This window comes from Rubrivirga sp. (assembly GCF_965213695.1).
GTDB lineage: Bacteria > Bacteroidota > Rhodothermia > Rhodothermales > Rubricoccaceae > Rubrivirga.
In genome coordinates this window covers 2,707,118-2,734,104 of the sequence record NZ_OZ243912.1, presented here as the reverse complement: position 1 = coordinate 2,734,104, position 26,987 = coordinate 2,707,118, and the positions used below count along the sequence as shown (strand labels likewise).

Genomic DNA, 26,987 nt, shown 5'->3' with positions numbered 1-26,987 from the left:
CCTTCCAACCCCCATCCTCCCACACTCAGCCCCATGACCCTCCTCTATGCCAAGTCGATGTGGGAAGAGATGGGCGGCCCGCTCGAGCCGTTCCTCCGGCGCGCCCGAGACGACGGGTTCAGCGCGACCGAGATTTGGCTCCGGACGCTGCGCGAGCCGCCGGACGAGGTCGAGGCCATGCACCGCGAGTACGGGCTGGCCCTCGTCGCCCAGACGCTGACCGAGGGCGACACGCCCGACGACCACCTCCGCAGCCTCGAGGCCCAGACCGAGCGGGCCGCCGCGTGCCGGCCGGTCCTCCTCAACCACCACGCTGGCCGCGACCGGTTTTCGTTCGAGGGCAACCTGAGGGTCTACCGCCGGCTCCTCGAGGTGGGGGAGGAGACCGGCCTCGAGGTCGTCGCCGAGACGCACCGGGGGCGGCCGACGTACTCGCTCCCCGGGACGGTCCGCCTGCTCGACGCGCTCCCGGCGCTCCGGCTCACCCTCGACGTCTCGCACTGGATGGTCGTCCACGAGTCCGACCTCGGCGACCAGGCTGAGGCGCTGGCGACCGCCGTCGCGCGGACCCGCCACGTCCACGCCCGCGTGGGACACGAGGAAGGCTCCCAGGTGTCGGACCCGCGCGCGGCGGTGTGGGAGGGCCACGTCCGCCGGCACGTCGAGGTCTGGCAGGCGGTCGTGGACGCCAACGTCGCGGCGGACGCCGAGCGGCTCACGATCACGCCCGAGTTCGGCCCGCCGCCGTACCTCCCGACCGATCTCCGCACGGGCGAGCCGGCGGCCGACCCGTGGGCGCTCAACGTCTGGATGCGCGACCGCCTCGAGGGCGACCTCGACGTGCCGACAGCCTCAAGGTGAGGCGGAGCGACCTCGAGGCCTAGCCCGTATCGGACAGAGAAGGGCAGCGCGCAAAGGTTTGTGCAAAGCCTGGAACATCGGTAAGCTGTCCTGGAAGCGCTTGCGGGGGCCAGGCGCCGCGCCCGACGTCCCGCCCCCCTCGCTCGGCACCGTCGCCTTTCGACCCGCCATGACCCGACCCCTCGGCCTCCTCGTTTTCGCCCTGGCCGGGCTGGGCGCCCACGCCCAGTCCGTCGCCCTGCTCCCCCTCGACGCTGAGGTGTGGGGCCGGAGCCAGACCGTCCGCGGCACTGTGACCGGCGCGACGGCCGGGACGCTCCACGTCGGGGACCAAGCGGTGGCGTTCGAGGCCGCCGACGGGACGTTCGCGGTGCCCGTCACGGTAGGGGAGGGGACGACCGAGATCGTCGCCTGCGCTGGGAGCGTCTGCTCCGACACGCTCCGCTACACGCTCGGCTATCGCCTTCGGCCCGAGGTCGCGCTCGCGGCGACCGTCGAGGGCGAGACGGTGACGTTCGCGGCCCGCGTTCTCGACAACCCCGGCCGTGGCCCCCTCGCGTTCGCGTGGTCCGAGGACCCCGGCAACCCGGCCTCCCTTGGGCTCTCCGTCCTGACGGACACCACGGCGACCGCCTCGCTCGCCACCGACGCCCCGGCAGGGGAGTACTACGTCGACATCGTGGTGACCCAGGCCGACGGCGACGCCCGCCGCGCGCGGACACTCGTGACCGTCGAGGACGGCGCCGTCCGGGCGTTCGACATCGCCCGAGACCACGCGGCCTGGATCGACCGGGCCGTCCTGTACGAGATCACCCCGCGCTTCTTCGTCAACCAGTACAACGGGAAGCTCCGCCACATCACGGACAAGATCCCCGAGCTCGTCGACCTCGGCATCGACACGATCTGGCTCCAGCCCATCTTCCCGACAGCGAACGGGCAGCAGGCCTACGACGTGACCGACTACTTCGCCGTCTGGGACGATCTGGGGACGGAGGACGACCTCCACGAGCTTATCGACACGGCGCACGCGGCGGGGCTCCGCGTCATCTTGGACGTCGTCCCGAATCACACGTCGATCTCGCACCCCTACGCCGAGCAGGTGATCGCTCACGGCGACCGCTCGTACTACGCCGACTTCTACCAGCAGGAGACGGACGACGCGCCCTACTCCGAGAACTACACCTTCATCCGGGAGGGCGAGGCCACGTTCATCGGCTACTTCTGGGACGACCTCGTCAACCTCAACTACGACAACCCCGACGTCCAGCGGTTCATGGTCGAGGCCACGCGGTACTGGGTCGAGACCTTCGACGTCGATGGGTTCCGGTTCGACGCCGTGTGGGCTGTCGTGGCCCGCAATCCGGCGTTCGTGCAGGAGTGGCGCCGGGCGCTCAAGCGGGTCAAGCCCGAGCTCCTGCTTCTGGCCGAGACCAAGGCGACGGACCCGGCCTCGTTCGAGGGCTTCGACGTGGCCTACGACTGGCACGCCGACCGGACGTACATCTCGAAGTGGGCGTGGCAGCGGTCCTCGCCCGACGTCACCCTGTTCAACACCGGCCTCGACCAGTTCCGAGCTCGCGACCTCCGCAACGCGGTCACGAACCGGGGGAACGGGTACCCGCCCGGCGCGGCGGTCCTACGCTACCTCGAGAACAACGACACCCCGCGGTTCGTCGCCAACCACTCGGTCGAGCAGACGAAGATGGCAGCCACGCTCGTGTTCACGCTGCCGGGTGTCCCGATGCTGTACTACGGCCAGGAGGTCGGCATTCGGAACGAGTTCCCGTCGTTCCCGGTCTCCGTCCCGATCCGCGACTACGACCGCGAGGGCTTCTTCGCCTTCTACCAGCACCTCATCTGGCTCAAGCACACCTTGGACGCCCTTGAGGGCGACGGCTTCCAAGAGGTACAGGTGACCCCTGGCGACGCGGCGGGCCAGACCTACGCCTACCTCCGAACCGGCGACGACGCGGACGTGCTCGCCGTCGCCAACCTGGGGGAGGCTCCCGTTGCCGCGATCGTGTCCGTCCCCACGGTGCTCGAACCTAGCGAGGCGGTCGTGCTCACGGACCTCTTCACGGGGGAAATACGGGAGGTCTCGGCGGCCGACCTCGACGGGCTGGCCCTCGAGGTTCCGGGCCACACGACGCGGCTGCTCGCCGTCGCCGACCGGGCCATCGTCCTGCCTGTTGCGTCGGAGCCGGACGACGTGAGCTCCCGCGCCTCCCTGGAGCCTAGCTACCCGAACCCGACGACGGGCCGCTCGGCCGTCCCGTACACCCTCAGCCGTCCCGGCCACGTCCGGCTGTCCGTGTTCGACGTGCTCGGCCGCGAGGTCGCCGTCCTCGAGGACGGGTTCGCCCCGGCCGGCCGCCACGCGGCCCCGTTCGATGCGACGCCCCTCCCGAGCGGGACGTACGTCGTCCGGCTTGACGCCGAAAGCGTCGTCCTCAGTACCATGATCACCGTCATTCGCTAAGCGCGTACTGGATGGCCCGCGTCGAACTTGAACAGCTCCGGAAGGTCTACGACAACAGATACGAGGCGGCTGCCCGGACGCTCAGGCTCGAGTCCGTCTTGGACCGGAAGCGAAGGCGCTCTCGGGCGGCCAGCGCCAGCGGGTCGCGCTCGGCCGGTCCATCGTCCGGGACCCCGCCGTGTTCCTGTCCGACGAGCCTCTGAGCAACCTCGACGCCAAGCTCCGCGAGACCTCGGCGACGGGGGCCTTTTCGGCCCGGAGGTCTCAGAAACGAAGGACGCCGGCTCAACGAGTGAGCCGGCGTCTTGGCTCGCTGTCAAGGGCCTCCACCTATAGCACAGTCCGTTCTAGATTTGCTACGCTACCTCGGCAACAGCATCGATCTGCCCGTGACCCGGCTTGCCTTCGCTTCCATGCTCCTACTGGCCTGCTCTGGCTGCCGTTCGGCCGTTGCTCCCAGAGACACCCCGGTGTTCCTCGCCACGGCCGACCCCGCGATGCGGTCGCTTCCGTTCTCGGAGGCCGTCCGCGTCGGCGACGTGCTGTACCTCTCGGGACAGATCGGCGTGATGCCGGGGACGCTTGACCTGGCGCCGGGCGGGATCGGGCCGGAGTCGGAGCAGACGCTCGAGAACATCCGGGTCGTCCTCGATCGCCACGGGTCCGGCCTCGAGTCGGTGTTCAAGTGCACCGTGTTCTTAGTGGACATCGCTGAGTGGCCCGCGTTCAACGAGGTCTACAGCCGCGTCTTCTCGGTGCCGTACCCGGCGCGGAGCGCGCTCGCCGCGTCGGGGCTCGCGCTCGGCGCGCGCGTCGAGGTCGAGTGCCTAGCTCACGCGCCGGGCCGGCCGTAGCGATCGAGGGCGACGGACAGGATGCCGAACTGGTCGGTCAAGAGCCCCTCGTAGCCGCACGGGCGGCCGTCCCAGTAGCGCCAGTCAAGACCGCTCCGGGAGCCGCCGTAGACGGCCCCATCGGCGAGCCCGCGGCACAGGCGGCGCAGGAGCGCGTCGGCCTCGTCCGTCATCCCGACGCGGTACAGGGCACCCACAAAATGGCGCGACTGCGAGTGGGTGCGCCCGCCGTTCTGGTAGCAGCCGAGCGGGTACCCCTGCATGATGTCGGCCAGGTCGTGGTCGGGGATGGGCCGCAGGTTGCCGGGCAGGCCGAGGGTAGCGTCCGGCATTCCGACGCGCTCGGCCTCGGCCCACAGCCGCTCCACGACGTCGCGCGCGAGGCCGTCCTCGAGGACGCCGCCGCACACGGCGGCGCCGTTGGGGGCGAGGAAGGCGTGGTCGTGGAGCCGGTCGTCGCGGCAGCGCCAGCCGGCGAGCCAGCCGGTCTCGGGGTTCAGGAACGTCGGCGTGTAGCTCCGGCGCAGCCGCACGGCCCACTCCCCGAGTCCGTCGGCGAGGTCGGCGGCCTCGATGCCGGGGAGCACGCGGGCCAGGCGGACGAGCGCGGGGTAAAGGAGGGCGTTGGTAAAGGCGTCCTTCCAACCGTACGAGACGACGTCGAACCAGTTGGTGCTCCACTGGCCGGTCCCGCTGACGCCGGTGCGGTAGGGGCTCTCGACCAGGCCGTCGCCGTCGAGGTCGCGGGCCTTCATCTTGTCGAGCTGGACCCGGATCGGGCCGCGGTAGCGGGCGACCCAGCCGGGCGTGCCGGCGTGCTCGAGCAGGTCGGCCAGGCCCAGGAGGCAGGCGGCGCCGGTCATGAGGTACTCGTCCTCGGCGTCGTGGAACGCCCCGTCTTGGAGGAGGCGCCCGCTCGTGTAGCCCTGGCCGCCGTCGAGCCACCGCTCGAGCGAGTCGCGCACCAGGTCGAGGGCGTCCAGGCCGGGCAGGACCGGGCCGATCTGGACGGCCGACGCCGACCACATGTCCATGCAGATCGGGCAGTGCATCGACGCGCCGTTGTTGGTCAGCGTGGCGGTGTCGGCGCGGTAGCTCAGCGCGGTGAGGGCGCACCGCTCGACGGCCTGGCGGACCTCGGGGGGCGCGTCGTCGCTAAGCGGCACGTCGGGCCGGTCGAGCCGCCACTCGACGCGGGCGCGGGCGCGGCCGGCGGGCACGAGGACGTCGCCCTCGGGCTGGGGCTCCTCGCCGAGCCGGACCTCGAGGGTGGTCAGGTCGAGCGGGCGGACGGCGTCGGAGCGGACGAGCACGTTGTCGCCCTCGAGGCGCAGGCTCCCGAAGCCGGGCGCGTGCAGCCACGCCGGGAGGCGGACGAGCCCGGTCTCGCCCGTGCGGACCGTCCCGCCGACGACGTGGCACGGCGTGGCGGTGCTGTCGAGGCCGAGCGTCCACGCGCTCGACCGCCACGCGCGGAGCGGGCGCTCGCAGTGCCGCTCAGCGTCCAGGACCAGGCGGTCCGGCAGCACCTCCCACGCGAGCCGGTAGCTCACGCCCGTGTCGCCGAGGGCGAGGTCGTAGGTGACGCGGTTGCCCTCGACGCGGGTGGTCCCGTGCGCGCGGTTGCGGAGCGCCGGCATCGCGACGGGCGCTCCGCCGACCGGGTGGAGCTGGGGTCCCTGGAAGAACAAGCCGGGGCTGCGGCGGAGCAGGCTCGTCCCGAGGCCGCGCTCGGCGTCGTCGAGGGCGAGGAACGAGAACCCGGCGCGGCCCAGGCAGAACCCGACCTCGAGGCCGGCGGATCGGTAGCGGACCTCGCCCTGCCCGCGCTCGGCCTCGAGGCCATCGGGCAGGCCGTCGAGCGACACCCCGTCGAGGTCGAGCAGCGTCTCGCGCCGGGGCGCCAGCGGCCCCAGCGGCTCGCCCTCGAGGACGAGGGCGCCCGAGACCAGATTCCACGACGGCCACCACTCGTCGATGCCGCAGCGCCGGACCTCGACCACGGCGGTCGCCGTCTCGACGCCCTCGAGGTCGAACCACAGAACGGCGTCCTCGGCGTCGGGGCAGGGCACGTCGCGCTTGTCGCGGTGGACGGCCCAGGCGTCGCCGTCCCACACGAGCACGCGGAACGCCGTCACCCAGTCGCGGTCGACGGTACTCCCGCACTTGTGGTAGCCCTGGGCGCGGCGCAGGCCCAACCGGTCAAGGCGGGCCGGGACGTGGAGCTGGAGCACGCGGGCGTGGACGATCCGGTGCGCGGGGGCCTCGGCCTCGAGGTCGGTGGGCGTGGCCCAGAGGGCGCGGCAGAACGAGAGCGGCTGGTGTCCGGCCGTGTCGCCCATCGGCGGCTCGTGGTCCTGGATCGTGAGCAGATCCATGTTTGGGGGTGGTTCAGGGTTCGTCGTTGAGGATTCGCCGCTTCCGACCTCGAGGTCGCGAGCCGACATCGAGGTCGTGGGCGGAGTCACTGCCTCGAGGACGGGTGTTCGTCCTCGAGGCTGGAGCCCAGTGTAGGAGGTCCCGCCCGACCTCTTCTCGCCTCTGCGCTCCTCGAGGGCGCGTCACGCCGGGACGAACAGGCGGACGTCGCCGAAGGCGAGGTCGAGCGTGTGGGTGGTCCGGGCCGGGCCGCCGGCCTCGTCGCGGAGCGGGAACGGGAACGTCACGGTGAACGGGCCAGCCGCCGGGCGCTCCGTCGCGCCGGTGGGGGCGCCGAACGGCGTCGGCGGGTCGGTGCAGACGACCATCGCCCCCGCCCTCGAGCCGTTGACGATGGCCGTCCGGTCGGTCCAGGGCGCGGCGCCGGCGTCGGTCGCGAGCTGGCGGAGGACCTCGGCCGGGACCGGCGGCGCGCCCACGTAGACGCTCGTCCACCCGTCCACCTCGCGCCGGGCGAAGGCGGCCGACGACGACCGGCCCCACGTGCCCAGGACCTCGACGCCGTCGCCGTCCTCGACGACGAACCGGGGCGAAAAGTAGTCCGGGCTCTTGATCCCGAAGCTCCGCGGGTGGTCGCCCGGCATCGTCGCGGTGATGAGGAGCGGGGCGGGGTCGTCGATCTGGGTAAAGCGGAAGCCCGTCAGCCGCTCCATCTGGCCCAGGTCCACGCCGCCGGAGACGCCCGTCTGCTCGGGCCGGAGCAGGCCCGGCGCGTACGTCCACAAGACCGTCGCTCCCGAGCCCCGCAGCCGCTCGTGCAGGCGGTCCACCTGGGCCGGCGTCATCAGGAACGAGTTCGGGACGAGGACCAGCTTGTACCGGCGGAAGTCCTCGGCCGTGAGGTCGTCGCGGTAGATCAGGTCCACGGGCTGGCCGCCGCGGTACATCGCCCTCGACTGGGCGTTGAAGAACCAGTGGTTGACGAGGTCGGTGTAGCGGATGCCCTGGCCCGGCCACGGGCGGTCGGCCATCCAGTGCCGCGAGGCGAAAAACCCCGCCGGGTCGCCGGCCACCGCGATCCGGGCCACCGACGAGACGTCGTGGTCCAGGCGCGTCCGCATCAGGCCGATCAGCCCCCCGACGGCCCCGATGATCTCGGGCGAGCCGTACCAGCCGCCCGGCGTCGTGGCGTCCTCGCCGTAGTCCGACCAGTTGTACGGGCCGAAGTCGTAGAGCCAGGCGCCCGACGACGCCGACAGGGCGTTCCCGAAGTCGCGCCGCAGGATGTTGACCGTCCCCTCGGCCGTCATCGAGCCCGAGCCGCCGATCTCTTTCCAGCTGGTGGCCCGGTGGAGGTACGAGCCGGGGTCGATCTCGGAGACGTACAGCTTCCCCCGCCGCCGGTACGACTCGACCATCGAGCGGTACGCGCCGTCGCCGCCGACGCCGCGCGCGCGACCGAGCCAGTTGTCGGCGCCGTCGTACAAGTCGCTCTCCCATCGCGCCTTGGCCGGGTCGTTGGTGGCGGTGTACGTGTACGGGCACGCGATGACGTCGAGGTCGGGGCTCTCGAGGACGGCCTGGGGCGCGAGGTGGCCGCTCTCCTGGATGCGGGGGTTCTCCATCAGGTAGCCGTAGAACGTCCCCGCGATGACCGGCCTCGAAGACGCCTCCTTGACGGCCCGCGCCAGGTGCGCGATGGTCTCGGCGCGGACCTCGTGGAACCGCCGGTAGAACCGGATCACGTGGCTCTCCTTGGCCGGATCGCGGAGGAGCCCGAAGCCCGCATCGAGCCGGTCGCGAGGCGGCGGCACCGGGCCGGCCTCGCGCTGCATCGGCGCCTCGTAACCGGGCCAGAAGTCGTCGCCCGGCTGGTTCCACTCTTCCGTCGGGCCGTGGACGAAGAAGTAGCCCATCATGCGGCTCGCGAGCGGGCTCTGATCGACGAACCGGACGAGCGCCTGGAGCATGTCGCCCGTGTCGCGCCGCCACACCTCCGAGGCGTACGACGCTTCCCAGGCCTCGCCGTAGAAGTTGGTGAAGTGGTGGAAGCCCTCCCGCATCGGGCTGTCCTGGGGCCGCGTCCGCCAGCCGTCCCAGTTGCGGGCGTTCACCGCCGCCCCGTACCGGACCGTCTCCTCGGGGTGCGCCTCCTTCCACCACGGCGGCGTGAGGAGCTGGACGCGGGGGAAGAAGAAGGCGTCGGGGGCGAGGGCCGACACCCTGGCGAGGTAGCCCTCGAGGGCGGTGAGGTCGTACTCGCCGGGTCCGGTCCACGCGCTCGCCATGCCCATCTGGGGCTGCAGAAGCTGCATCCCCATGCCCCTGAAGTTCTCGACGGTCTCCAGCAGCGAGATGCTGAGCCCCCAGACGGGCAGCGTCTCCTCCCCATTAACGAACAGGCGCGGGCCGCCCCGCTCCGACCGCACCTCGGCGCGGCACGGGGGCTCCCGCCGCAGGCGGTTGTACACGGCCTCGAGGTCGGCGTCGGAGACCTCGGCCAGCCGGGCGGTGCCGGGGAAGACGAGGTCGGCCGGCGCGAGCGCGAGCCCCGCGCTCGAGAGACCGGAAAGCTGAACAAAGCGGCGGCGGTCCATGGCGGTGGGGGCGTTGGCGGCACGGCCTCGAGGCCGATCCTCGAGGTCGGAATCGAAGAGACCTCTTCTCATTCTCTTCCAAACCTCTCCTCGCGTTCCCGAACCTCGAGGTCAGGCCTACCGCTCCGCGCGGTCGCGGACGCCGCGCGAGCCGGGCGCGTTGAGCGGACCCGTGAGCGGGCGGTCGGGGTCGGCGAAGCGGGGCTCGAAGTCGGGCCGGTTCGCGGCCAGCGTCAGGAACACGTCGAGCGGGACGACCTCGACCTCGGGGCCGAGCCGGTCCAGGATGCCCTTGACGTGCTCGATGGTGCTCCACTGGCGGACGTGGAGCAGCAGGAAGTAGGGCCGGTCGCTGTTGATCCGGGCCAGCTCCTGGAGGTCGGTGACGGCTTCTTCCGTGGGACGGTTCTCGCCGAGGTAGTAGTCGAACGAGATCAGAGGCCGGCCGTCGCGGAGGTCGTAGGTGTTGGCCGGGCCGTAGCCGTTGATAAAGCCGATGGCGTCCGGCATCCCGTCGTAATAGTCGTCCACCACGTCGCGCGTCAGGTCGAGGTTGCCCAGCGTCCGCGTGCCCTCGGAGTAGTCCATGATCTCGAAGACGCTCAGGTCCAGCGTCTCGGTAAGCTGGCGGGCCTCCTCGATCAGCGCCGGGCGGCGGTCGTCCGGGATCGCCTTGGGGTACATGTAGCCCGGCCCCGAGAGCATCCCGATAAACAGGTCGTTCGGCGTGGCCTGCTGGTAGAAGTACTGGAGCAGCGCCGGGCTCAGCCACGCCCAGTTCATCGTGACCTCCCAGGCGTAGGGGATCTGGCCACGTCCGGGCTTGAGCCACGCCCCCAGCCCCAGGCCGTCCGTCTGCACGGCCGAGACGTAGACCTTCTGCTCCGGGATCAGCGTCTCGCCCGGCCGGACGTTGTGGTTGTTCCTGAACACGTAGCCCGGCGTCGTCGGGATCTGGGTGTTGAAGCTCGTGTTCGGGAGCGTGTTCAGGCCCTCCATCCGCAGCGCGTTCTGGGACACCAACGTGACGTGCTGGCCCTCGGTGTCCTTCTTGTACGAGTGCCAGCCCATGACCAGGGCGTTCGGGTTCATGGTCCCCAGCATCTCGTCGGCGAGCCAGTACTCGTCCTGGTCCACGGGGTTGGCCGAGAGGTCCGTAAAGAAGGCCCGCTGGTAGACGCCGAAGTCGGCGACGCCGGGCTCCATTGTGTTCCCGTGCGCGCCGCCGAGCCAGATGATGAAGTCCTTGCTCGTGCGGTCGCCGTAGCGGTCCCAGGCGTCGCGGTAGATCTGGGCGTCGGTCTGGCCGGTGTAGCGTCCCCGGAGGTCGTCGAGCATCGTCAGCCCGTGCGCTTCGGCCATCGGGATCAGGTCCTCGTTGACGACGAGGGCGTCCTCGAGGCCGGCGACCGTGAACGCGACGATGAGCGACGTCCGGACGTCGTCGTCCCAGACCACGTAGCCCTCGGCGTGCTGGGCGAACCGCCCGAGAGCCTGCTCGGCCGTCTCGATCTCGTCGAACGTGATGTTGTGCGTCTCGACGTAGTAGTCGCGGACGGACTCGGTGAACGTGTACGTCCAGTCGGGCGGGTAGACGAAGTAGAGCCGGGGCTCGCCGCGGTTGGCCAGCCCCTGCAGGCTGATGAGCATCGACTGGACGGGCAGGTCGCCGTCCAGCTGCCAGTTGCTGCCCAAGCGCATCACGGTCGCGTCGCGCGGGGCGGGCTCGGCGGTCTGGGCCGTGGCGGTGGCCGCCAGTGACAGGGCGAGAGAGAGGGAGAGGAGGCGGAGCATGGCTTAGGCGTCGGCGCGGTGGAAGACGAAGTGGATCGGGCGCGGGCGCGTCGAGCGCATCTCGATCACGTCCAGGCGGTCGCCCTCGGGGGACAGGCGGTACTCGCTGTAGACGCGAATCCGACGCTCGCCCTGCTGGGCGCTCACCGTGAACTCGCTCTCGGTGACGAGCGTGCGCCCGTCGTCCTCCCACCGCGACGCGACGGCCTTGGTGCGGTCGCCGGTGATGTAGACGCCCAGGTGCCGCTCGTCGGGCCACTGGAGCATGGGGGCGCTCCGGACCGTCGTCCCAGGGACCAGGCGGACAGAGTCCAACGCAGTGCCGCCCTCGCGGGACCCCCGCCACATCCGCTTGAGGACGACCCCGTCACCGTCCGTGGCGATGTCGATGCTCAGGTTCCGCCACGGGTCGATGGCCCGGCTCAGCTCGGCGTCGTACGCCCATGCCCCGTCGAGCAGGGCGTCATTCGGCGGTCTCGGCTGCGGAGGGGCCTCGAAGGCCGGGGACGTCGCGCCGCAGGCCGCGAGCGCGACGGCCGCCAGCACGACGGCGAGGGAAGGAGAGAGAGCGGCGGTCATAGGGGCGTGATCGGGATTGTCTGACATATAAAACTACATTTCAATTGTGAATCACTAACAAGATATAGGTTTTCTTCGTCGAAAGTCAGGGGCGGCCTTGATTTTGCCGCCGAGGGGTTCGGTGCGGGGCCGTCGAAGACGGCGGACATCGAGCAGTCGCTGGGGATCGGCGCGCACGGGGCGCGGAGCCTGACGGTGCTGCTCCTCGAGGACCGGGCGTGACGGTGCGGCCCCGAGGGCGACCTCCCGGGCCCGGGCGCGATGTCGCTCATCGGAGCCAGTCGTCGAGGCGCTCGGCGACGAAGGCGTCGTCGGTCAGGTGCGGGACGTCGCGATAGACGCGGTCGATAGCGCTGCGCTGTCCGGGCGACAGCGTCTCGTCCGGGTCGAGCGTGCGCGGGCTCGCCATGAGCCCCTGCCGGTGCAGGACGTGGTGGATGCCGGCGATGCACCCGGCGAAGCCGTGCGACGGGTCGAACAACGCGGCGTTCGACTCGGTGATCTGGGCGGCCAGCGTCAGCATCGAGGTCGGGATCTCATCGTGCTGCCGATGGGACTTCGCGACCTCGAGGTGCTCGACGGCGCGCGTCGTCCAGCAGGCCCAGTGGCCCAGGAGCCCGCCGGCAAAGCGGAGCGCCTGCGTCCCGTCGTCGAGGGCGACCTCGTACCGCGTCAGCAGGTCCAAAAGGATGTGGTCGTCGTTGCCGGTGTAGAGCGCGACCTCGAGGGCGCGCCCGGACTCGGCGACGGCGCGGACCACGTCGAGCGTCCGGTAGCGGTCGAACGGCGCGACCTTGACGGCGACCACGTTCGGGATCTGGGCGAACCGCCGCCAGAACTCGACCGGCAGCGCCCGCCCGCCGACGGCCGGCTGGAGGTAGAAGCCGACGAGTGGGATCGCGGCCGCGACCTCGAGGCAGTGGGCCAAGAGCGCGTCGAGGTCGGCGTCGCCCAGCGCCGCGAGCGACAGGAGGCCGGCGTGGTAGCCGAGGTCCGAGGCCAGGCGGGCTTCCTCGACGGCCTGCGCGGTCGGCCCGCAGACGCCGGCAATCTGGACCGTCCGGCGGCCCGTGGCCTGGTCGCAGGCCGCGACCGTCTCGGCAGCCAGCGCCAGCACGGGCTCCAACAACCCGACGTCGCGGATCGCAAACTGCGTCGTGTGCACCCCGACGGCGAGACCGCCGGCCCCGGCGGTGTGGTAGTACCGCGTGAGCGCCCGCTGGTGGCGCTCGTCGAGGGCGCCGCCGGAGGTGAGCGCGAGCGGGTGGGCGGGGATCGCGAGCCCGTCGCGCAGGGCGTCGGACACCCAGGGCGGCGGCATCGGGAAGGACTGGGGCATCGGGTCAATAGTGGCCGTCGCGGACCTCGAAGCGGGTGGGCTTGCCCAACGTCGGCCCGCCGCCGGCGACCCAGGCGGCCGTCCAGTCGAGGACCGTGTCGAGCGGCGTCTCGGGCGCGCCCAGCGTCTCGACCATCCGGGACACGTTGCTCAGCAACGCCGTCGGCGCCTCTTGCCCGACGACCTCGAGGTCGCGCCCCATCCGCTCGGCCAGGGCCTCCGCGAGTCGGCGGACGGAGAGACGCTCGATGCCGGTCAGGTTGAGCGGGCGCATCGGCGTCTCGGCGACCTCGAGGGCGCGGACCACGGCGTCGTTGGCGTCGCGCTGCCAGATGCAGTTGAGGTACCCCATCGTGACGTCGATGGGCCGGCCGGCCGCGATCTGCTGGGCGAGGTCCACCAGGACCCCGTAGCGCAGGTCGGTGGCGTAGTTGAGGCGGACCAGGACGCCCGGCGTGCCGTGCGTTTGGGAGCCGTACTGGAACAGCCGCTCGCGCGCCACGCACGCATTGGGGTACTCGCCGAGCGGCGTCAGCGGGTCGTCCTCGAGAGAGCCGCCGGAGGCGACGGGCACGAACGGGTACACGTTGCCCGACGACAGCGCGACGACCCGGGCGCCGGCGTACCGCTCCGTCACGCGCGCCGGAACCAGGGTGTTGACGGCCCACGTCTGGGCCGGGGCCTGCTGCGTCCCGAACTTGAGCCCGACGAGGTAGAGCACGTTCTCGGCGTCGGGGAGCGCGCCGAGGTCGTCGGTCATCAGGTCGCACGCTTGGGTGCGGACGCCGCGCGCGTCCAGCCACCGCCGCACGTCGGGGTCGGAAAAGCGGCTGACGGCGACGACCTCGAGGTCGTGCCCGGCGGCGTCGGCGGCGCGGCGGGCCAGCGCGCACAGCGACGGCCCCATCTTGCCCCCGGCGCCGAGCACGACGAGGGGCCCGCGCAGCGTCGCGACGAACGACGTGAGGGCGTCGGACGGCCGGGACATCCAGTCGTCGAGGGCGGCTTCGTCGGGAATGGTAGCGGGGAGACTGGGCATCGGGGTCGGAATCAGAAGGGGCAGGGGAGGGGTTCAGCCGGGACACGCCGCACGGCCCCATGCCCCAGCTCCTGCTCAACACCATCGCCCTCGACCCGAACCGCTGGACGGCCGACAAGCAGCCGGACACCGAGCTGTCGGCCGTGCTGCCGGCGGTCGTGGCCGCCGGCTTCCGCGCCCTCGAGGTCTGGCAATACCACCTCTCGACCCTCGACGCCGCCGGCCTCGACGCGCTGGTGACGGCGGCCCGCGACCTCGGGGTCGAGGCCCCCATCGTCGGGGTCTATCCGGCGCTCCACCTCGAGGGCGAGGCGCGCGAGCGGCAGTGGAGTGAACTCGTGCTCACCGCCCAACGGGCGCAGCGTCTGGGGACGCGCGCGGTCAAGATGTTCGCAGGGCGCCTGGGGAGCGACGCCGCGAGCGACCTCGAGGTCGAGCGGTCCGTCGCCTTCGCGCGCGACCTCGAGGGCTGGCTCGCGGATCGGGGCATGGCGTTGATCGCCGAGGCCCACCCGGACACGCTGTGCGACAGCGTCCCCGCCACGCGCCGGTTCCTCGAGGCCGTCGGCGGCGACGTCGGCGTGTGCTACCAGCCGTACGACTTCGTGAGTACGGCCCGGACGCTCGCCGACTACCGCGCGCTCCGCGCCCGCGTCGTCCACGTCCACCTCCAGGGCCGACGCAACGACGCGATGTCTCTCTTGGAGGACGCCGACATCGACTACGCCGCCTTCCTGGGCGCGCTCGCGGCGGACGGCTTCGAGGGCGCGCTGTCCATCGAGTTCGTCGAGGGCTGCGTCGTCCCGGACCCGTCGGCGTTCCGTCTCGAGGTCGTGCTGGCCAACGCCCAGCGCGACCGGGCGTTTCTCGAGGCCGCCTGCGCCCAGGTCGGGCTGGCGCTGGACCTCTAGCGAGGGGGCGGGGCGGCCGGTCACGTCCACCGGACCTCGGGCGCGCCGCGGACGTGTGCGACCTCGAGGCGCTGGCCGTCGGCCGTCAGGGTCCAGCCGTCGGGCCGGGGCGTCAGGCGGGCCGGGGCCGGGCCTGCGACGCCGGCCGGCCGGGCCACGAGCACGGTCACGATCTCGTGGCGCAGCCCGGGCTCGGCGGCGACCCGGACGAACGGGAAGTGGCCCAGGTCGTCCGGGAGGTCGAGGCGGCCCGTCGCCAGCGAGAGCGCCGAGCGGCCGGCGGCGCGGCCGAAGAGGGCGGCCGTCGGGCGGGCGATCGCGAACGCCGCCCCGTCGGGGTCGAGCGCGGCGGCCGTGGGGTCGGCCTCGAGGACGGCCGCCCCGTCGCGGTTGTCGGGGTGGAACCGGACCTCGACGCGCGACGGCGTCCTCGATTTCCGCACCTCGTCGAGGACGACGACGACGTCCGGCTTCAGGAACGCGACGGTCCGGCGGACGAGCGCGACGTCGGGGTCGACCAGGCGGTAGGCGGGCGTGGCGTCGCTCGTGAACCAGACACGGTCCCCGTCGTCCTCGAACCGCGTCACGGTCGCGGCGGCGAGGCTCTCGTTTACGCCCTCCTCGCCGCCGTGGTACTGGTGGCCCCGCCCGTCGATGAGCACGGCGTTGTGGGCCTCGGTCTGGCGCAGCAGCCACCCCGGCAGCCGCGCGTCGTACGCGGCCCCGTGCGGGTCGGTCAGCAGCCGCTCGCCGTAGGCCTTGAACAGGAGGCCGTTCCGGTCGGCGTGCTCGTGGTTGGCCGGGCCGCCGCTGCGGAGGGCGAGGACGGCGTCGTCGGCCGCCCAGCCGGTCCGGCAGACGATCCAGTCGTTGTCCAGGCGGACGTCGCGGTAGGACTCGGGCGGGAAGGCGAGGGGCCGGTCGGGATCGACCCACAGGACGTCCTGGAACGCGCCGGGCCGCGAGACCCGCTCGACGGCGAACTGGGCCACGTTCGCGGTCGGCGTCCCCTCCGTCTGGCGGGCCACCCACGCGGGCACGCACAGCGCCGCCGAGTTGCGGGCGTCGCTGAAGTTGACGACGTCGGGCGAGCCGTCGGCGGTGCGGCCGGCCTGCATGGCGAGGATGAACCGGACGGTCCCCGTCAGGTTGACCCTGTCGGCCCAGCGCACCGACGGGTCCACGCGCTGGTGGGCGTCGAAAAAGGCGAACAGCGAGCGGAGCGTGTAGTCGGCGTAGCTGACGCCCTCGAAGTAGGTCCCGTCCGGGTCGAAAAATCCGAGGACGACCCGGGCGTTGCGCACGGCCTGGTCGAGCCAGCCCCCGGCGCGGGCGTCGAGGCCGTCGAGCGCCAGGGCGCCGAGGCCGAGGCCCGACAGCGGCGCGGCGCGGAGGTTGTTCGCGCCCAGGATCACGGGCCAGTTCGCCATGTCGTAGTCCACGTAGGCCGCGTGCTGGTCGTCCAGCCGCCACCCCTGCACCGAGGCCGGGTCCTCCATGCCGGAGAGCGTGAGTGCGCACGGCGCGCAGCCCTTGTCGGCGACGTCGGCCATCAAGCGCGCCTCGCGCTCGGCCCCGAGCGCGTCGCCCAGCACCTCGCGCAGGAACAGGAGCCGCTCCGTCGCCGCCGAGGCCCGCTGGATGCCGATGGGCGTGGTCCCGTCCACGAAAAAGTCCCAGTCCGGCAGGTCGAGGACGACGTCGATGCCGTCCAGCAGCAGCGCCTCGCGGCGCGGGTCGGGGTCCACCAGGTGGAGCACGCCCTGCTCGGTGACCCGCTCCAGCACGGCGTTGAGGTCGCGGATCTTCTCGCCCGTCCGGGCCAGGGTCTCGATGGCCCGGCGCGCGGGGGCCGGGCCGGCGACGGCCCAGGCGTCGAGCGTGGGGCTCAGGATCGGGCTCGCAGCCGTCGCCCGGATGCGCGGGACGTCCTCGAGGTCGAAAAACAGCCGCGCGGCCGAGCGCGGGCGCCCGCCGGCAAAGGCCGGGAGCGGGAGGAGGGCCAGCGCGGCGGCGCTCCCGCCGAGCCGGATGAGGTCGCGTCGGGTCATAGCCACCGGACGTCCGGCACGCGGCCCAGGACCCCCCCGTCCACCGACCCGATCCGCGCCGCCACGCTGCCGACGCGGACCGTCCACCCGTCGGCGTCGGGCTCGACCTCGACGGCGGGTGGCCCGCCACCGCCGGCCGGCCGGGACACCAGGACCGTCACGATCTCGTGCCGGTGGCCCGCCCCGGCGGCGACCTCGACGAACGGGTACACGCCCTCCGCGGCCTCGAGGTCGAGCCTGCCCTCGGCGACCTCGAGGTCGGCCCGGGCAAACGTCCGCCCGTGCAGCGTCGCGCGGGGGCGGCGGATCGTGAACGCCCCGCCGGCCACGTCGAGGGCGGCCAGGCCGTCGCGGTTGTCGGGGAAAAAGCGGACGGCGGCCGTCGAGGGCGCCCTGCCCTTGTCCACCTGGTCGAACAGGACCACCACGTCGGGCTTGGCAAACAGGACCGTGCGCCGCACCCGCTCCGTGTCCGGGTCCACCAGGCCATACGCCTGGGTCGCGTCGCTGCACCACCACACGCGGTCGGTGCGGAGCGGGTCTTGGGCGTCGCCGACCTCGAAGCGGATGAGGTCGGCCTGGGCCTGGCTCTCATTCGTGCCCTCGCTGCCGTCGTGGTACTGGTGCCCGTGCCCGTCAATGAGCACGGCGTTGTGGGCCTCGGTCTGGCGGAGGAGCCACTTCGGCTGGCGCCAGTCGTAGGCCGCCCCGTAGTGGTCGGTCAGCAGGCGCTCGCCGTGCACCTTGTAGAAGAAGCTGTTCCGGTCGGCGTGCTCGTGGTTGGCCGGCCGGCCGCCGCGGAAGGCGAGGACGGCGTCGTCGGGCTCCCAGCCGCTCCGGCAGACCACCCAGTCGAGGTCGAGGCGGGCGTTCTCGAGCGACGCCGGCGGGGGCGTCGCCGGCCGCTCCGGGTCGTACCACAGGAAGTCGAGGTAGTAGCCCGGCCGCGAGACGGTCTCGGCGGCGTACTGGGCGAGCCCGCTCCCGGTCTGCCGCGCGATCCACGACGGCAGGCACGGGCGGACGCTCGTGAATGCGTCGCTGAAGTTGACGATGTCGGCCGAGCCGTCGGCGTTGCGGCCGGCCTGCATCGCCATCACGTAGCGCGCGACGCCCTCGAAGTTGGCCTGGTCCGCCCAGTCGATGGTGCCCTCGACGCGCTCGTGGGCCTCCAAGAACGAGAACAGCGTGTCGAACGAGTAGCCGACGTAGCTCAGCCCCTCGAAGTAGCTCCCGTCGGCGGACAGGAAGTCGAGGAACTGCCGGGCGCTCGAGACCGCCGTGTCCAGCCACAGCCGGGCGCGGGGGTCCCGGTCGAGCAGCGCGAGCGCCCCGATCCCCAGCCCCATCGTCGGGACCGCCCGCAGGTTGATGGCCCCCAGGATCTCGGGCCACCGGCTCAGGTCGATGTCGTAGGTCTGGCTGTGGTTGTCGTCGAACCGCCAGCCGACGACGGTCTCCGGGTGGTCCATCCCCACGATCGTCCGGTAGCACGGGAGCGTCCCCTTCTCGGCGACGGCGTCCAAGAGCCGGTCCTCCGTCGAGGTCGGAAGGTCTGGCCCCAGCACCTCGCGGGCGAACAGCAGGCGGTCGTTGGCCAGCGACGACCGCATGATCCCGATCTCGGCGTCGCCGTCGTAGAAGTAGTCCCACTTGGGGAGGGCGACGGCGGCCTCGATGGCCTCGAGGACGGCGCGCTCGCGCGCGGCGCTCGGCTCGACCAGGTGGACCACGGCCTGCCGCGTCATCGCCTCCATCGCCGCGGCGAAGTCGGACAGCAGGTCGCCAGAGGCGACGGCCTTGTCTATGGCCGCCGACACGACGTCCGGGCTCTCCGCCCGCCACTCGGCAAAGACCGGCGCGAGCAACGGCGAGCGCGCCGCCGCCCGGATCTTGGGCAGCGCGTCGAGCGAGAAGTAGAGCCGGTCCGCCGGCGCCCGCGTGAACCCGAGCGGGAGCGGGGCGAAGGCGGCGAGGAGCGCGGCGCTGGCGCCGGACTTGAGGGCGGTGCGTCGGTTCATGGCGTCAGAGGTCGATGGGAACGGGCCGGACGGCGTGGCGGCGCTCGTACCGCCGCGTCCCGACCTCGATGGCGGCGCTCAAGAGGAGCGCGCCGAGGCCGGCGATGAGGTTGATCACGCCGCGCTCGGCAAACGTGAAGGCGGCGAACGCGATCAGGAGGACGCCGACGCCCATCCCCATCCGCGCCGCCAGGCGGTAGGCGCGCAGGCCCCGCAGGTCGAGGGCGGCGCCCGGAGCGGCCAGCGCGGGCGTGCTCAGGTCGTGCTCGAACGCCTCGATCCGCTCGCGGAACGCGCCCTCGCGCGTGTTGAACAGCGACGTGGCGAAGAACGCGACCGTGCTCACGACGGCGCCGACCAAGACGTTGAGCTCGAACCGCCCCATCTCCAAGCCGAACACCGTCAGGCGGACGTCGGCGAAGACGTTGAGCAGCGTGCTCGTCGGCTGGCCCTGGGCGATCCCGGCCCACATCCCGACCCCGATAATCCCGACGACGCCGGCCACGAACGCCGCAATCGCCGACCACCACGGCGTCTTGGTGTAGACCAGCCCCAGCAGGACCGGGATAAACATGGGGGCCTTGTAGAGCGAGTCGGCCCGGAGGTAGACGTCGAACGCGCCCCCGAACCGGCCCATGTTGAGCGCGATCCCGATGGCGAGGACGCCCATCGCGGCCACGCTCAGCTTGCCGAACAGCAGCTGCCGGCGGTCCGACGGCGTCCCGTGCCCCAGCCTCTCCTTGACCGGCACGTAGACGTCCTTCGTGAGAACCGCCGCGAGCCAGTTGAACGTCGTGTCGGCCGACGACATCGTGGCGGCGAAGATGGCCGCCACCATGAACCCCAGCAGGCCGTGGGGCAGGACCGACAGGGCCAGCGACACGAACGCGGCCTCGGATGGCTTGGCGAGCTCGGGCCACATCGCCGCGATGTCCGGGAACAGGATCGGCGTCACCAGGACGGGCGTGATCCACAGGAGCGGCATCGCCGCGCCCAGCCCCGCGCACCACAGCGCCATCTTCCTCGTGTCGCGCTCGTCGGGCACGCTGTAGTAGCGCTGCGCGATGTGCCACTGCACGTTGTAGCCCAGAACGACGGTCACGAAGTAGGCGAGCCAGAACAGCGTCGGCTGTCCGTCCAGCGTCACGCTGAAGTAGCCGTCCGGCGCCTCGCGGATCAACCTCGACACGCCGTCGGCGATGCTCCCGTCGCCGACGAAGTGGTAGGTCACGGGGACCATCACGAGCGTGAGCAGGAACAGGATCAGGAACTGGAGCGCGTCCGTCACCATCACCGCCCACAGCCCGCCGACCATCGTGTACACCACGAGCACCAGGCCCGTGACGATCAGGCTCAGCTGGAACCCGTTGAGGGTCACGACGCCCAGGTCGAACAGCAGCGTGTTGAACCCGAGCGCGGTCGAGGTCAGGATGCAGAGCGTGTAGATCATGATCCCGAGCACCAACACGTTCGGGATCACCGCCAGGAGCGTGTAGAAGTAGGTCGTCCCCGGCGAGTAGCGGCGGCCCAGGAACTGCATCGGCGTGTCGATCCGCGACCGCCGCCAGAGCCGACCGTAGACGAAGTAGCCGAACAGGTAGGCCGGCCCCGCGAGCGCGAACAGCACGAGCGCCCCGCCCCCGTTCCCGTACGCCACGCCGGCCGCGCCGACGAACATGAACGCGGAGAAGCCGGAGATGAACAGGGACACGCCGGCCAGGCCCCACGGCACGTGCCCGCCGCCCTTGAAGTAGTCCTCGGTCTTGCGGTTGAACCGCGAGAGGTACACCCCGATGCCCACGACGGCCAACATGTAGAGCCCCAGCACGACGTAGTCGAGCCCGTTGAGGAAGGTGAGCTCCGGGGCGGTGGGGGACATCTGCGGGGGCGGTCTGGAACCGCTTCCAGCCTCGAGGACGAGAACGCGGCGTGAAGGCGACGATACCGAATAGTCGCGCGACATTCCAAAATGAAAACCTCGTTTCAAATACGGGACACAGGCGTCGTCTAGGCTTTTCCTGTGGCTAGGCCTCGGCCTCGAGGTCGGCTCCGGCGACCAGGACCCGCCGTCCGGACTCGGCGCTCTCCGCCATCGCCTCCACGACGGCGAGCGCCGCCAGCCCTACCGAGCCATCGGTCTCGGGGGTCTGCCCGCTCCGAATCGCCTCCGCAAACGCCCGCCACTCGCGCTCGATGTCCTCGTTGGCGTGCGCGCTAAAGTCCAGGACCTCGGGGGCCTCGGTGCGGTTGCCCTGGGGCAGGACCGTGAGCCGGTGGGGAATCCAGTCGAGGACGATCAGGCCGGACGTCCCGGAGACGCGGACCTGAAACAGGTCCGGCGTGCAGTAGGTGCTGACGACGGTCCCCACGACGCCGCCCTCGAGGTCGAGCAGGCCAGCCACCGTATCGACGACGCCGGGCCGCGTCAGGACCGAGCGGGCGTGCGCGGTGACGCCCTCGACGCGGCCGACGAGGTAGTGCGCCAGGTCCACGGCGTGGATGCCGAGCTGCATCATGGGGAGCAGCGGGAACGCGCCCGGCTCGAACCTCCACCCGCCGTGCGTCCCTTTCTGGACGTTGTCCGCCGAGTAGTGGATCTCGACGCCCACCACCCTGCCGACGTCGCCCCGTGTGATCCGGGCCTTGGCCTCGCGCGCCGCGCGGCCCAGGCGGATGTTGTGGCCCACCATGAGCGTCCGCCCCGCCCGGCGGGCGGCCTCGATCATGGCCCGCCCGTCGGCGACGGTGTTGGCGATGGGCTTCTCGACGAGCACGTCGAGGCCGGCCGCGAACGCCGCCTCGGCCTGGGCGCGGTGGACGGCGTTGGGCGTCACGAGCACGACGGCATCGAGGTCGGACGCCAAGAGGGCGTCGTAGGACGGGGCCGCTGGGCATCCGAACCGATCCGCGGCGGCCTGGGCCTCGGCTTGGTTCGGGTCGTAGACGGCGGCGACGGTGACGAGGTCGGGGAGCGCCTGGGCCGCACGCTGGTGGGCGCGGCCGTGGCCGCCGAGCCCGGCGAGTCCGACGCGGAGGGGGGAGGACATGGGGTGGGATGGGGACGGGGGGAGCGTAGGCAGGGGCGAGGCGCTTGTCAACGGACGGGGTATGACGGTGGAGGTCTCGGCCCGACCTCGATGTCGGGTTCGCCCTCGAGGTCGCCCGAACGCGCTTGAGGCCTTGGCATCGAGGGCGCCGCGTCGGAGCTTGGCCGGTCCCTCGATCCGACTCCAGATGCCGTCCCCGCTCTACCTCGACTCGTGCGCCTCCATCGGGATGAACGGCCCGACCGACGCGCGCGTCTTGTGGAAGCCGTCGTCGCTGCTCGCCGACCTCGAGCACGCCGGCATCCACGGCGCGCTCGTGTGGCACTGGCTGGCCCGCGAGTACGACCCCGGCTACGGCAACCGCGTGCTCTTGGAGGAGGTGGCCGACCACGACCGGCTGCTCCCGTGCTGGGTCCTCGTCCCGCACCACATGGGCGAGATGGCGCCCGGCCCCGAGGTCGTCGCCGAGATGCGAGAGCGCGGCGTGCGGGCGGCCAAGATGTTCCCCCGCCGCCACGGCTACCGCTTCGACGACGACGTGTGCGGGCTGGTTTTCTCCGCCCTCGAGGACGCCCAGATCCCGCTCCTGATCGACGTCGGGCGCTACGGCGACGACCAGCAGGCCACGTTCGCCGAGGTCGCCCGGTTGTGCGAGCGGCACCCGGACTTGCCCGTCCTGCTCCAGAAGTCGCGGTGGGAGGACACCCGCGACGTCGCGGCGCTGCTCGACCGCCACGCCAGCACCTACGTCGAGTTCTCGTCGTTCCAGGTCCACTACGGCCTCGAGGCCTTTGCCGAGCGGGTCGGCGCGGACCGGCTGCTGCTCGGGACCGAGTGGCCGTTCAAGAGCCCCGGCGCCGCGCGGTCGTTTATCGACTACTGCGAGCTGGGCGACGACGACAAGGCCAAGGTGGCGGGCGGCAACCTGGCGCGTTTGCTCGGCCTCGAGGTCGCGCCTCCGGCGTACCCGGAGCGGGACCAGGGGCGCATCTTGAACGCAGCCAAGCGCGGCGAGCCGCTCGACCACATCCCCGTCATCGACCCGCACACCCACGTGCTCCACGACGGGCTGATGGGCGGCGGGTACGTCGCGATGCCGCACGGCGACGCCGAGCACATGGTCCGGCGGAACCGGCGGCTGGGCGTGGACCGGTTCTGCTGCTCGTCTTGGGTCGGCATCTGGATCGACTACCGGCGCGGCAACAGGCTGATCCACGACCTTACCCAGCGCTACCCCGACGACGTCCTGGGCTACGCCACCATCGACCCGAAAAAGAGCGACGACCTCGAGGCCGACATCGCGCTCTGCCACGACACCTACGGTTTCCGCGGGCTCAAGCCGTACAACCCCCGCGTCGGGCTCCCCTACAACTCGCCGCTCTACGACCCGTGGTACGAAAAAGGCAACGCCATCGGCGGCTACGTCAAGCTGCATCAGACGATCATCGGCGACACCTTTTTGAGTGAGATCGCCGACCTGACCGATCGGTACCCGAACCAGTCGTACTTGCTGGCGCACTCGGCGTGGACCTGGGACGTCGCTCGGGAGCGGGCCGCGTTTGCCCGCGACCGGCCCAACGTGTTCCTCGACCTGACGTTCACCAGCGTGCTCCACGGCGTCGTGGAGTTCTTCGTCGAGCAAGGGCTGGCCGACCGGGTCCTCTACTGCACCGACGCCCCGATGCGCGACCCGATCCCCCAGTTCGGCTGGGTCGCCTACAGCCAGATTTCCGAGGCCGACAAGGAGGCCGTCTTCGGCGGCAACATGCTCCGCGTGCTCGCCCACGCCGGCCTCCCGCTCGACGCGCTCCGGCGGCGCTACGGGGTCACCGGCTGATCGCCGCGTCCCCAGCGACGACCTCGAGGGCGGCGTCCACGGCCTCGAGGGTCTCGTCGATGTCGGCCGGCTGGTGGGCGTAGGTGAGCAGGAACGGGCGGGAGGCGAAGATGCCGCGCCGGTAGAGCTCACGCTGAAACACGGTCTGGGCCTGCGCCTCCGTCTCGGGGTCGCGGCTAAAGCGGACCTGGACGGCGGGGGGCAGGCCGATGCTCCGAGCCCCAAGACCGTGCCGTCGGGCGGCCCGGTCGAACCCGTCGCGTAGGCGCTCGCCCATGGCCCAGACGTGCTCGACCACGGGCTCGCGCTCGACGACGTCGAGGGTGGCGGCGGCGGCGGCGAGCGACAGCGTCTCGCCGGCGTAGGTCGTCGTGATCGTCAGGCGGTACAGCGTCTCCATCACGTCGCGGCGCCCGCCGTAGGCCGAGAGCGGGTAGCCGTTGGCGAGGGCCTTGGCGTAGGTCGAGAGGTCCGGCACGACGCCGAAGTAGTCCTGGGCGCCGCCGCGCGCGAGCCGGAAGCCGGTCAGCACCTGGTCGAAGATGAGCAGGCTCCCGTGCTGCTCCGTCAGCGCCCGCGCACGCTCGACGAACGCCGTGGCGACGGTCTCGCCCCAGTCGTACGGGACGGTGATGAACGCGGCGATCTCGTGCCCGCGCGCCTCGAACACGCGCTCGAGCGCCTCGAGGTCGCCGTACGCGACGCGCGTCACGAGCGCGTCGAGGGCGGCCGGAACGCCCGTGACGTCGGACGTGACGACGGAGGCCGGCGCCCCGGTCCCGCACGCGAACCAGTCGCCGTAGCCGTGGTAGCCGCACGTGACCAGGTGGTCGCGCCCGGTGAAGCCGCGCGCCAGCCGGACGGCCGACAGGTTGGCGTCGTTGCCCGTCTTCATGAACCGGACCTGCTCGAGCGACGGGACGGCGCGGACCAGCCGCTCGGCGACCTCGACCTCGACGGGCGACGCCATGCTGAACAGGACCCCGCGCTCGAGCTGCTCGCGCACGGCCGCGTCCACCTCGGGGTGTTTGTAGCCGAGCAGGATCGGCCCCAGGGCCGCCCGGTAGTCGATGAACCACCGGCCCTCGGGCGTGCGGAGCCGGCAGCCCTCGGCCCGGTCGAAGAACAGGGGCATGACGCCCTCGAAGGCCTCGACGGGGCGCTTGGCGTTGGTCTGAGTGCCCCAGGGCATCAGCTCACGCGCGCGTTGGTAGAGGGCGTCGGAGTCCATGCGGGGAGGCGGATGCGTGTGGGGGGATGGGGGTGGCGGTTAGGCACGGCCTCGAGGTCGCTCCCGCCGACCTCGATTGCTGCTCCTTCGAGCGTCGTCCTCGAGGTCGGGTCCCTCGAGGTCGGACAGGGCCTGACGGGCGACGGCGAGCGCGGCGTAGTCGCCGACCCGCTCGCCCAGGCCCGCCGGCACGACGGCGCACGCGGCCAGGGACGACTCCAGGGCCTCGCGGCGGAGCACGTCCATCACGACGGGCTCGAGGAGGCCGCGCTGCCGCCCGTAGATGCTCCCGATCACGATCCGCTCCGGGTTGAGGACGTCGACCAAGATCGCGAGCCCCTGGCCCAGGCGCTCGCCGACGGCGCGGTAGACCTCGAGGGCGAGCGGGTCCCCCGCCTGCGCCGCCCGTCCGACCGTCTCGGCGGTAACCGTCGGGAGCGCGCCGAGAGTGGGGCAGAACGACGGGGCGTCTCCGGCGTGGATCGCGCGCTCGGCCCGCGTCCGCGCCTGCTGCGCGATCCCACCGCCGCTGCAGAACCCCTCGAACGACCCGGCCTTGTGGGACCCGACCGGCCCGTCGTCGGCCAGGCGGACGTGGCCCACCTCGCCGGCGGCGTCCGTCGTGCCGCTGTAGAGGCGCCCGTCGAGGACGAGGCCGGCCCCCATGCCGGTCCCGAACGTCAGGAAGATCATGTTCTGGCAGCCCCGGCCGGCGCCCCACATCCACTCGGCGAGCGCGCCCGCGTTCGCGTCGTTCTGGACGAGGGCCGGGACGCCGAAGGCCCGCTCGAACGGCGTGACCACGTCGACGCGGTCCCAGCCGGGGAGGTTGGGCGGCGAGAGCACGAGCCCGCGACGGCTGTCGAGCGGCCCCCCACAGCTGATGCCGACGGTGCTCGGCTCCGCTCCGTGCTCACCGACCAAGCGCCCGAGCTCGACCCCGAGGCGGCTCAGCGTCTCGCCGGGGGAGGTCGGCGTCGCGAACGGGCGCCGGCCCTCGATGACAACGGCGTCCCCATCGAGGCTCGCGAGCGTCGCGGCGCACGTCGTCCCTCCGATGTCGAGGCCAGCGAGGGTGCGTCTCATGGGCCGAAGAACCGTGCCTCGAGGGCGAGGCAGAGGGCGTGGTACACGGCGACGTGCCGTTCTTGGACCGCCGCCGTGTCCACGTACGGCACCCGAACGACGACGTCGCAACACGCCGCCAGCGCGCCCCCGTCACGCCCGGTCAGGCCCAGCGTGCGGAGTCCGAGCGCCCGGCCGACCTCGAGGGCGTGGACCACGTTGGCCGAGTTGCCCGACGTGCTGATGCCCCAGACCACGTCGCCCGGCCGGCCGTAGCCGTAGACCTGCTGCGCGAACGCCATGTCGGGCGCGACGTCGTTCGAGAACGCCGTCGCGAGGCTGGTCTGGCTGACGAGCGAGACTGCGCGCAGGGCGCCCTGGAGGTGGTCCGCGAGGTAGCTGCCCGTCTCCGGTGATGAGAGGGCGAGCCGCTCGCGGACGGAGGCCGGGACCGCGCGGGGGAGCGCGAACCCCTTCATCAACTCGGCCACGATGTGCTCGCTGTCCGCCGCGCTCCCGCCGTTTCCACATACCAGCACCTGCCCGTCGTCAGCATACGCTAGTTCAAGTAGTTGGTATGCATCTTTGATCGACCCGTGACACTCCGACAGGTCGGGATAACGCTCGATGAGAGTGGTCAATCGTTGCATCAACCGTCGCGTTGTGCTGGTGGCGAATGGACTCGGACTTATCAGAGACCGGGTTGCGTGAGAGCCACGTCAGTGGCTCCGCCCTCTTGGCGGCTGGAAAGCGTCTTCGTGCTCGGCCGTGGGAAGGTAGCCGAGTAGTTCGGGCAGTCGTTCGTTGAACCACCGCGTTCAGTCGGTTCACACGGCGCCCCGGAGGATCCGGGGGCGGGCCCCGGCTATCGCTCGATGCGTCCGGAGCCGGAGCCCTGGGCCA

At 71.8% G+C, this 26,987-nt stretch carries 18 protein-coding genes and 2 pseudogenes; 7 read left to right on the top strand and 13 right to left on the bottom strand.

The annotated features are described in order from the left end of the window. Positions 1 to 33: 33 nt before the first annotated feature. From ACOOHE_RS12160 to ACOOHE_RS12145, 4 genes and pseudogenes are all read left to right on the top strand, one after another. On the top strand, positions 34 to 861 hold the full coding sequence (locus ACOOHE_RS12160) for a sugar phosphate isomerase/epimerase family protein (RefSeq protein ID WP_420454349.1): 828 nt from the start codon (positions 34 to 36) through the stop codon (positions 859 to 861). A 169-nt stretch (positions 862 to 1,030) separates the two neighbouring features. Beyond that, on the top strand, positions 1,031 to 3,340 hold the full coding sequence (locus ACOOHE_RS12155) for an alpha-amylase family glycosyl hydrolase (RefSeq protein WP_420454348.1): 2,310 nt from the start codon (positions 1,031 to 1,033) through the stop codon (positions 3,338 to 3,340). A gap of 95 nt (positions 3,341 to 3,435) precedes the next feature. Further along, a pseudogene (locus tag ACOOHE_RS12150) lies at positions 3,436 to 3,566 on the top strand (ATP-binding cassette domain-containing protein); the annotation flags it as partial. 244 nt (positions 3,567 to 3,810) lie between these two features. Beyond that, positions 3,811 to 4,194: a Rid family hydrolase gene (locus ACOOHE_RS12145; RefSeq protein ID WP_420454347.1), complete on the top strand. Its 384-nt coding sequence runs from the start codon at positions 3,811 to 3,813 to the stop codon at positions 4,192 to 4,194. Here the strand turns inward: ACOOHE_RS12145 and ACOOHE_RS12140 are convergent. From ACOOHE_RS12140 to ACOOHE_RS12125, 4 genes are all read right to left on the bottom strand, one after another. Further along, entirely contained in the window at positions 4,173 to 6,572 is a 2,400-nt protein-coding gene (locus tag ACOOHE_RS12140) for a hypothetical protein (RefSeq protein ID WP_420454346.1), read from the bottom strand. The two genes, ACOOHE_RS12145 and ACOOHE_RS12140, sit on opposite strands and share 22 nt — an antisense overlap. A gap of 183 nt (positions 6,573 to 6,755) precedes the next feature. Then, entirely contained in the window at positions 6,756 to 9,170 is a 2,415-nt protein-coding gene (locus ACOOHE_RS12135) for a beta-galactosidase trimerization domain-containing protein (RefSeq protein WP_420454345.1), read from the bottom strand. 117 nt (positions 9,171 to 9,287) lie between these two features. Continuing rightward, positions 9,288 to 10,964, bottom strand: coding sequence for a GxGYxYP domain-containing protein (locus ACOOHE_RS12130; RefSeq protein WP_420454344.1), 1,677 nt, complete (start codon positions 10,962 to 10,964; stop codon positions 9,288 to 9,290). A 3-nt stretch (positions 10,965 to 10,967) separates the two neighbouring features. Continuing rightward, on the bottom strand, positions 10,968 to 11,543 hold the full coding sequence (locus ACOOHE_RS12125) for a hypothetical protein (protein ID WP_420454343.1): 576 nt from the start codon (positions 11,541 to 11,543) through the stop codon (positions 10,968 to 10,970). A gap of 117 nt (positions 11,544 to 11,660) precedes the next feature. Between ACOOHE_RS12125 and ACOOHE_RS12120 the strand changes: the two are divergent. Next, positions 11,661 to 11,765, top strand: a pseudogene (locus ACOOHE_RS12120) (LUD domain-containing protein); the annotation flags it as partial. A 46-nt stretch (positions 11,766 to 11,811) separates the two neighbouring features. Here ACOOHE_RS12120 and ACOOHE_RS12115 read toward each other — a convergent pair. Beyond that, complete coding sequence (locus tag ACOOHE_RS12115) at positions 11,812 to 12,882, bottom strand: dihydrodipicolinate synthase family protein (RefSeq protein WP_420454342.1); 1,071 nt, start codon at positions 12,880 to 12,882, stop codon at positions 11,812 to 11,814. Positions 12,883 to 12,886: 4 nt separating this feature from the next. After that, positions 12,887 to 13,921: an NAD-dependent epimerase/dehydratase family protein gene (locus ACOOHE_RS12110; RefSeq protein WP_420454341.1), complete on the bottom strand. Its 1,035-nt coding sequence runs from the start codon at positions 13,919 to 13,921 to the stop codon at positions 12,887 to 12,889. A 59-nt stretch (positions 13,922 to 13,980) separates the two neighbouring features. On the opposite strand from ACOOHE_RS12110, the gene ACOOHE_RS12105 reads away from it, so the two are divergent. Further along, a complete protein-coding gene (locus ACOOHE_RS12105) occupies positions 13,981 to 14,832 on the top strand; it encodes a sugar phosphate isomerase/epimerase family protein (protein ID WP_420454340.1) in 852 nt (283 codons plus the stop codon). A gap of 20 nt (positions 14,833 to 14,852) precedes the next feature. Here the strand turns inward: ACOOHE_RS12105 and ACOOHE_RS12100 are convergent, their stop codons facing one another. The 4 genes from ACOOHE_RS12100 to ACOOHE_RS12085 form a co-directional block, all read right to left on the bottom strand. Further along, positions 14,853 to 16,883: a heparinase II/III domain-containing protein gene (locus tag ACOOHE_RS12100; RefSeq protein WP_420454339.1), complete on the bottom strand. Its 2,031-nt coding sequence runs from the start codon at positions 16,881 to 16,883 to the stop codon at positions 14,853 to 14,855. Beyond that, positions 16,880 to 18,904 carry a heparinase II/III domain-containing protein gene (locus tag ACOOHE_RS12095; RefSeq protein ID WP_420454338.1) on the bottom strand — a complete coding sequence of 675 codons (2,025 nt, stop codon included), beginning with the start codon at positions 18,902 to 18,904 and terminating at the stop codon, positions 16,880 to 16,882. The genes ACOOHE_RS12100 and ACOOHE_RS12095 overlap by 4 nt, the downstream gene beginning before the upstream one ends. A gap of 4 nt (positions 18,905 to 18,908) precedes the next feature. Further along, a complete protein-coding gene (locus ACOOHE_RS12090; protein ID WP_420454337.1) occupies positions 18,909 to 20,783 on the bottom strand; it encodes a sodium:solute symporter family transporter in 1,875 nt (624 codons plus the stop codon). Between the two features lie 145 nt (positions 20,784 to 20,928). Next, the gene (locus tag ACOOHE_RS12085; protein ID WP_420454336.1) at positions 20,929 to 21,951 is read right to left on the bottom strand and encodes a Gfo/Idh/MocA family protein; all 1,023 of its coding nucleotides are present in this window, start codon (positions 21,949 to 21,951) and stop codon (positions 20,929 to 20,931) included. Positions 21,952 to 22,138: 187 nt separating this feature from the next. Here ACOOHE_RS12085 and ACOOHE_RS12080 point away from each other — a divergent pair, with 187 nt between their 5' ends. Continuing rightward, positions 22,139 to 23,788, top strand: coding sequence for an amidohydrolase family protein (locus ACOOHE_RS12080; RefSeq protein WP_420454335.1), 1,650 nt, complete (start codon positions 22,139 to 22,141; stop codon positions 23,786 to 23,788). On the opposite strand, the gene ACOOHE_RS12075 is transcribed toward ACOOHE_RS12080, so the two are convergent. Genes ACOOHE_RS12075 through ACOOHE_RS12065 form a run of 3 tightly spaced genes read right to left on the bottom strand, consistent with a single transcriptional unit; the run spans position 23,778 to position 26,734 of the window. Further along, entirely contained in the window at positions 23,778 to 25,019 is a 1,242-nt protein-coding gene (locus ACOOHE_RS12075) for an aspartate aminotransferase family protein (RefSeq protein ID WP_420454334.1), read from the bottom strand. The genes ACOOHE_RS12080 and ACOOHE_RS12075 overlap by 11 nt on opposite strands. A 39-nt stretch (positions 25,020 to 25,058) precedes the next feature. Further along, on the bottom strand, positions 25,059 to 26,105 hold the full coding sequence (locus ACOOHE_RS12070) for an ROK family protein (RefSeq protein ID WP_420454333.1): 1,047 nt from the start codon (positions 26,103 to 26,105) through the stop codon (positions 25,059 to 25,061). Further along, positions 26,102 to 26,734, bottom strand: coding sequence for a D-sedoheptulose-7-phosphate isomerase (locus tag ACOOHE_RS12065; protein ID WP_420454332.1), 633 nt, complete (start codon positions 26,732 to 26,734; stop codon positions 26,102 to 26,104). The genes ACOOHE_RS12070 and ACOOHE_RS12065 overlap by 4 nt, the downstream gene beginning before the upstream one ends. Positions 26,735 to 26,987: the final 253 nt, after the last annotated feature.

Coding starts and splice junctions, on each gene's coding strand:
- ACOOHE_RS12110 (WP_420454341.1), bottom strand. CDS start 13,921: ATGCCCAGTCTCCCCGCTACCATTCCCGACGAAGCCGCCCTCGACGAC.
- ACOOHE_RS12080 (WP_420454335.1), top strand. CDS start 22,139: ATGCCGTCCCCGCTCTACCTCGACTCGTGCGCCTCCATCGGGATGAAC.
- ACOOHE_RS12140 (WP_420454346.1), bottom strand. CDS start 6,572: ATGGATCTGCTCACGATCCAGGACCACGAGCCGCCGATGGGCGACACG.
- ACOOHE_RS12090 (WP_420454337.1), bottom strand. CDS start 20,783: ATGTCCCCCACCGCCCCGGAGCTCACCTTCCTCAACGGGCTCGACTAC.
- ACOOHE_RS12105 (WP_420454340.1), top strand. CDS start 13,981: ATGCCCCAGCTCCTGCTCAACACCATCGCCCTCGACCCGAACCGCTGG.
- ACOOHE_RS12155 (WP_420454348.1), top strand. CDS start 1,031: ATGACCCGACCCCTCGGCCTCCTCGTTTTCGCCCTGGCCGGGCTGGGC.
- ACOOHE_RS12095 (WP_420454338.1), bottom strand. CDS start 18,904: ATGAACCGACGCACCGCCCTCAAGTCCGGCGCCAGCGCCGCGCTCCTC.
- ACOOHE_RS12115 (WP_420454342.1), bottom strand. CDS start 12,882: ATGCCCCAGTCCTTCCCGATGCCGCCGCCCTGGGTGTCCGACGCCCTG.
- ACOOHE_RS12125 (WP_420454343.1), bottom strand. CDS start 11,543: ATGACCGCCGCTCTCTCTCCTTCCCTCGCCGTCGTGCTGGCGGCCGTC.
- ACOOHE_RS12065 (WP_420454332.1), bottom strand. CDS start 26,734: ATGCAACGATTGACCACTCTCATCGAGCGTTATCCCGACCTGTCGGAG.
- ACOOHE_RS12130 (WP_420454344.1), bottom strand. CDS start 10,964: ATGCTCCGCCTCCTCTCCCTCTCTCTCGCCCTGTCACTGGCGGCCACC.
- ACOOHE_RS12100 (WP_420454339.1), bottom strand. CDS start 16,883: ATGACCCGACGCGACCTCATCCGGCTCGGCGGGAGCGCCGCCGCGCTG.
- ACOOHE_RS12135 (WP_420454345.1), bottom strand. CDS start 9,170: ATGGACCGCCGCCGCTTTGTTCAGCTTTCCGGTCTCTCGAGCGCGGGG.
- ACOOHE_RS12160 (WP_420454349.1), top strand. CDS start 34: ATGACCCTCCTCTATGCCAAGTCGATGTGGGAAGAGATGGGCGGCCCG.
- ACOOHE_RS12075 (WP_420454334.1), bottom strand. CDS start 25,019: ATGGACTCCGACGCCCTCTACCAACGCGCGCGTGAGCTGATGCCCTGG.
- ACOOHE_RS12085 (WP_420454336.1), bottom strand. CDS start 21,951: ATGTCCTCCCCCCTCCGCGTCGGACTCGCCGGGCTCGGCGGCCACGGC.
- ACOOHE_RS12070 (WP_420454333.1), bottom strand. CDS start 26,105: ATGAGACGCACCCTCGCTGGCCTCGACATCGGAGGGACGACGTGCGCC.